General features: G+C 39.3%; 6 protein-coding genes. All 6 read right to left on the bottom strand.

The features are described 5' to 3' along the window. Positions 1-925: 2Fe-2S iron-sulfur cluster-binding protein (locus COZ07_RS08985; RefSeq protein ID WP_406608227.1), on the bottom strand; the 925-nt coding region annotated here is incomplete at its 3' end. Positions 926-954: 29 nt separating this feature from the next. Beyond that, positions 955-1,770: a dihydropteroate synthase gene (locus COZ07_RS08980; RefSeq protein WP_406608226.1), complete on the bottom strand. Its 816-nt coding sequence runs from the start codon at positions 1,768-1,770 to the stop codon at positions 955-957. 91 nt (positions 1,771-1,861) lie between these two features. Then, positions 1,862-2,881, bottom strand: coding sequence for an electron transfer flavoprotein subunit alpha/FixB family protein (locus COZ07_RS08975; protein WP_406608225.1), 1,020 nt, complete (start codon positions 2,879-2,881; stop codon positions 1,862-1,864). A gap of 16 nt (positions 2,882-2,897) precedes the next feature. After that, positions 2,898-3,686, bottom strand: coding sequence for an electron transfer flavoprotein subunit beta/FixA family protein (locus tag COZ07_RS08970; RefSeq protein WP_406608224.1), 789 nt, complete (start codon positions 3,684-3,686; stop codon positions 2,898-2,900). A gap of 25 nt (positions 3,687-3,711) precedes the next feature. Further along, a complete protein-coding gene (locus COZ07_RS08965) occupies positions 3,712-4,509 on the bottom strand; it encodes a methylenetetrahydrofolate reductase (RefSeq protein WP_406608223.1) in 798 nt (265 codons plus the stop codon). A 66-nt stretch (positions 4,510-4,575) separates the two neighbouring features. Continuing rightward, positions 4,576-5,208 (bottom strand): corrinoid protein, encoded by a 633-nt coding sequence (locus COZ07_RS08960; protein ID WP_406608228.1) that lies wholly within the window; start codon positions 5,206-5,208, stop codon positions 4,576-4,578. Between the last annotated feature and the right edge of the window lie 16 nt (positions 5,209-5,224).

Here is a 5,224-nt window from a genome sequence, read left to right as displayed (position 1 = left end):
CTAAATGAATAGGATTAAGACCTAAAAAGAGATGGTGCATACAAGTATTACCCACGATTACAGTTTCGTAAATATTGTTTTTATCTATTTCCGCTTTCTGAGTAGTCTCTCTGATGATTTCATTTAAAGTAATTACTATTTCTTTTTGTAATTTCTCTAAACCGCCCTTGGGTTGTTGGGTAAATCCAATTCGGGAAATAACATCATCACCATGAATAACCTGGGGATTAGTCTTGGCTACAGCAGAAAGCTCTTCACCGCTTCCCAAATCAATTAAATATCCCACTACGGTAGTCGTCCCAATATCAAAGGCCATACCATAACTCTTTTTCGCAATATTATCGCTTTCTAGATCCATAATTTCGTCATTACAGATAGTAACTGTTACTCTAAAATCGGCTTTTCTAATTAAAAGAGGAATCTTTTTTAATATCGGTAGAGATATTTTTAAATTAGAAATATTTTCTATCTTTTTCAAAGATAGTCCATCTTTAATTCTTTCCCAATCTGACCTCTGGTCATCCAAAGAAGGTTTTTCCAAACCTAAAAATACTTTCTTTAAATTTGAGTCGAGCGCAAAATTCTTTTTAATACGATGAATATCTCCCTTTAAATTAGAAGAAAATACTCCTTTAAAATCTAATCTAATTTCTGAAGGTACTTCTATTATAGTATCTTTAAAAAGTTTAGCTTGACAGGCCAACCTAAAACCTTTTTTTATTTCTTCTTCGGATAAAAGCTCTTCTTCTATGGGAGTGGCAGTAGTAATTCCTGTGTTGATTAATATTTTACACTTACCACAAATTCCCTTTCCTCCGCAGGGAGTATCAATATTTATCCCCGCCCTTTCCAGTGCTTCCAAGGCAGTGGTTCCTTGGTTTACTTCAATATTTTTTTTATCCGGTAAGAAAGTTATTTTTAGCATACTTTTAACTAAATACTCCTTTTTCTAACTTATTTTTCAAAAGTTAATTTTCCTTCTCTATAGGCCTGGATATATCCACCACAAAAATTATCCTCTCCCAGAAGAGTTATGGCAGTCTTAGCAATAGCCATCATTCTTTTATCTGTTGAATCAATGATTACTGCATCCATGCCACAACTCATAGTCAAAATCATAAAGACTTGATTAATGAGCTTTCTTTCCGGAAGACCATAAGATATATTACTTAAACCGGTGACTATTTTAACTTCGGGATGAGCTTCCTTAACGCTTCTTATCGTTTCCATGGTTATCAAGCCATTTTTGTCACCGGTCCCGATAGGCACTACTAAGGGATCAATAAATATGTCTTTTAAAGGAACTCCGGCATCAGTTAATACCTTTATTAATTTTTCGGCAATCTCAACCCGGGTTTTAGAATTATCAGGAATACCTCGTTCATCCATAACCAGCGCTGCTACCGCACATTTATATTTTACTATTGCCGGTAATAATCTATCAATTTTTTCTTTCTCACCAGTTATGGAATTAATTAAGGCCTTACCTTTATCCCAATTATGAGCTTCTAAGCCTTTTTCAATTTCTTCTGCATTAGGACTATCAATACATAAAGGGACATCCACCGCCTCTTGAACAGTTTTTACTAACCATTCCATATTTTCTTCTTTATCGCCACTGGCGGCGGAGGAATTGACATCCAGCATCTCAGCTCCACCCTCTACCTGGTTCCTGGCTAAATCTTGAATAGCTTTTACATCTCTATTCTCAATCATTTCTCTAACTTGTTTCCGGGCAGAATTTAATTTTTCTCCGATAATTAACATCATTTAACCTCCTTTTTTACAAATACAAATAAATTATATTAAATGATTATACCTTATTACTTGCTCAGTATCTATTGCAATTAGAATATTTGTTTTAGAGGTTAGGTATCTCCCTGACAATTTCAGGAATGATTTCAAACAAATCCCCGACTACGGCTATATCCGCAATCTGCATCATGGGTGTATCTGGGTTTTTGTCTATAGCTATGATCAAATCACAAGACTGCATTCCTACAAGATGCTGAATCTGTCCGGAAATGCCGCAGGCTATATAAACCTTTGTCTGGACTGTCTGTCCTGTCTGTCCGACCTGGTGCGCATAAGGGATCCAGCCCGAATCAACAGCTGCCCTGCTTGCACCTACGGCTGCACCGCCTACCCTTTCGGCAAACTGCTTTAAAAGTTTAAAGCCTTCTGGACCTTTCATTCCTCTTCCGCCTGATATTATTATCTGTGCATCGGCAAGATTAAAAGCAGTTTCGGTACTATGGAAAACATCTATTATCTGTTTGATCTTCTCGGTATCACTGGTAAGCATCTCTTCTTTTATAATTCTGCCGGTACGGCCAGGATCGGGTTCCGGCGATTTCATGACTCTTGGCCGTACGGTCGCCATCTGAGGCCTGTGGTTTGAACAGCGGATAGTGGCCAAGATATTACCACCAAAAGCCGGTCTTGTTTGAAGAAGGTCACCGTTTTCAGGATCAATGGAAAGACCGGTACAGTCAGCTGTAAGACCACAATGTGTCATTACGGCAACTCGTGGAATCAGTGCACGTCCCCTGGTTGTGGCTCCGCAGATCACAACTTCGGGCTTATATTCTGCGATAAGGCGTTTCATGATTTTTGCTTCGGTTTCATCGACAAAACCGGATAATCCCGGATGGTCAACCACTATTGCGACATCTGCTCCATACGCAAAAAGCGACTCCGGTTTTCCTTCAATACCGGATCCCATGACCACAACCCAGACTTCACTCTTTCTAAGATCCGCAAGAGTTCTTGCAGCACCTGTCAGTTCGTGTGTCACAGATTGTATTTCGCCAGACAAAATCTCAGCGACTACCCATATATTGCGATATTCTTTTCTTTCAGCATCTGTAAAAGCTATCATTTTTACCTCCTCTGAATCAAACTATACTTCGCAGTCTTAACTCTCTTAGTAGGGTCTGTGCACATTCTATTGAAGATCCTTCAATCTTTTTTGTGCTGGTGTGTCTGGGTGGTGGAGGCTGTATTTTTACCACCCTTGTGGGTGATCCGTTCAGACCGATTTTTGAGGTATCCGCACCTATATCATCGGGCTTCCATACTGGTATTTCACATTTATTTGAAGCCAGTCGGCCTTTAAGTGATGGTACGCGGGGTATATTGATGTCTTTTACGACGGTTATTACTGCAGGAAGAGACATTTCACATATATCATAACCATCTTCATGCATCCTTTTGACCCTGATGGATGAAGAAGATATCTCTTCCACAGCCATAACATAAGTTGCTTGAAGCCAGTCAAGATGAGCTGCAATTCCAGGACCTACCTGGGCTGTATCTCCATCTATGGCCTGCTTACCGCAAATAACAAGATCAATATCTCCGATCTTTTTAATGGCTTTGGCAAGGGCATAGCTTGTAGCCCATGTATCCGATCCGCCAAAAGCCCGGTCACTGAGCAGAATGGCTCTGTCAACTCCTACTGAAATAGCCTCTCTCAGGCTTGCTTCAGCTTTTGGCGGACCCATTGACAGGGCAATCACTTCTCCTCCGAATTTGTCTCTCAACTGTACACCTTCTTCCACAGCGTAAGTATCAAAAGGATTCAGGATCGCTTTCATACCTTCTCTTACTATGCGTTTTGTTTCAGGATCGATTTTAGCATCGTTAGTTGCTGGTACCTGCTTGATACATACTACTATTTTCATAACGCCTCCCTGCAATTACGGGCTCTCAGACCCAGATATCTTTAATCAGATCGTATTGTGTTTTAAATCCGAGCAGTGATAGGTAAACGCCGCACCCCGGATATAATTTGTGGAGCATTTTTAAAGTGGATATAGGGTCATATTCGGCATTCCCAGGTATTTCATAGCCGACTGCTTCCGAAAGAAGATGCAGTTTTCTGCTCATCCAGGTCCCTATAATTACCGGTATTTCAGGATATTTTTCAAGAAGTCTATCGACAACTTCATTTCTCTCTATCAAAGGCTGGGTAATAATGTAAGTGGCACCTGCTTTCATTTTTCTTTTCATCTTTTCAAATTCATGTTCTTCCGGTTCATAAGGATTAAATGCGGCTCCGAGTACAAAAGTATCCGGATACTCATGGTTTATGTACTTTAACAGTTCAACAGAAGTGACGGATTCGACATCAGTGGCGCCTACATCTGAAGGCTGAAGTTTGGGAAGACGCTCCGAACCATCTCCAGTTATTATCAGGAGATACCTGATTCCTTTTGACTTACATATGTCAAGAATGTTGTCCAGATCATCTTTCGTATGAAAAGTATTCAGGTGAATCATCACCTGCTCTGACATAACGGGAAGGTCAAGTTCCTCAATTATTTCTGTTCCCTGGAATGACAGAAGACCCATTGTATTATCGGTTATACATGTACAATAACTGCTGTCCATAACCCTGAGATATTTATTTGAAAATATTTCAAGATCCTTTTCAAGCTTTTCTGAATCCTGTTTGGGTGGTAAAACTTCAATGTGGTAGATCTTATTCTGGATGTGATGAATCATGATACTCTCCTATCTCAATTAAATTGGTTAAATTAAGCCTTTTCCATAATATGACGCCAGTTTCTCTTAGGCTACAAAAGTTTTTGCCTTGTCTGCCGCAGAAGCAGCATCAGGAGAATACCCATCTGCCCCTATTTGATTAGCATAATTTTGAGTAATTGGTGCCCCTCCAACCATTACTTTTACTTTATCCCTTAATCCTGCAATATCGAGCGCCTTTATTACCTCCGGCATATTTACCATAGTAGTAGTTAAAAGGGCAGACATCCCTATTATATTGGGCTGATGTTCTTTTACAGCTTCCACAAATTTATCCACAGAGACATCTACTCCCAAATCTACAACTTCAAATCCCGCTCCTTCTAACATCATTTTTACTAAATTTTTCCCTATATCATGCAGGTCTCCTTTTACAGTACCTATTGCTACTTTGCCAATATTTTTTACACCGGTTTCAACTAATTTTGGCCTTAAAACATCCATCCCGGCATGCATTGCTCGAGCAGCAATTAAAACCTCTGGAACGTACACTTCATTTTTTTTAAATTTCGCGCCAATAATATCCATTCCTTTAATTAAACCATTTTCTAAGATATCCTTAGGTAATAAATTCTCCTCCAAAGCTTGTTTTACAAGTTCCTCTACTTTTTTTGCATCTCCTCTTTGCAAAGCCTCAGATACATTTTTTAAATCTACCATGATAGAACCTCCTATA

It is taken from the genome of Candidatus Infernicultor aquiphilus, from assembly GCF_002784285.1.
Lineage (GTDB): Bacteria > Atribacterota > Phoenicimicrobiia > Phoenicimicrobiales > Phoenicimicrobiaceae > Infernicultor > Infernicultor aquiphilus.
This window is presented reverse-complemented; position numbering and strand designations above follow the sequence as displayed.

Coding starts and splice junctions, on each gene's coding strand:
- COZ07_RS08980 (WP_406608226.1), bottom strand. CDS start 1,770: ATGATGTTAATTATCGGAGAAAAATTAAATTCTGCCCGGAAACAAGTT.
- COZ07_RS08975 (WP_406608225.1), bottom strand. CDS start 2,881: ATGATAGCTTTTACAGATGCTGAAAGAAAAGAATATCGCAATATATGG.
- COZ07_RS08970 (WP_406608224.1), bottom strand. CDS start 3,686: ATGAAAATAGTAGTATGTATCAAGCAGGTACCAGCAACTAACGATGCT.
- COZ07_RS08965 (WP_406608223.1), bottom strand. CDS start 4,509: ATGATTCATCACATCCAGAATAAGATCTACCACATTGAAGTTTTACCA.
- COZ07_RS08960 (WP_406608228.1), bottom strand. CDS start 5,208: ATGGTAGATTTAAAAAATGTATCTGAGGCTTTGCAAAGAGGAGATGCA.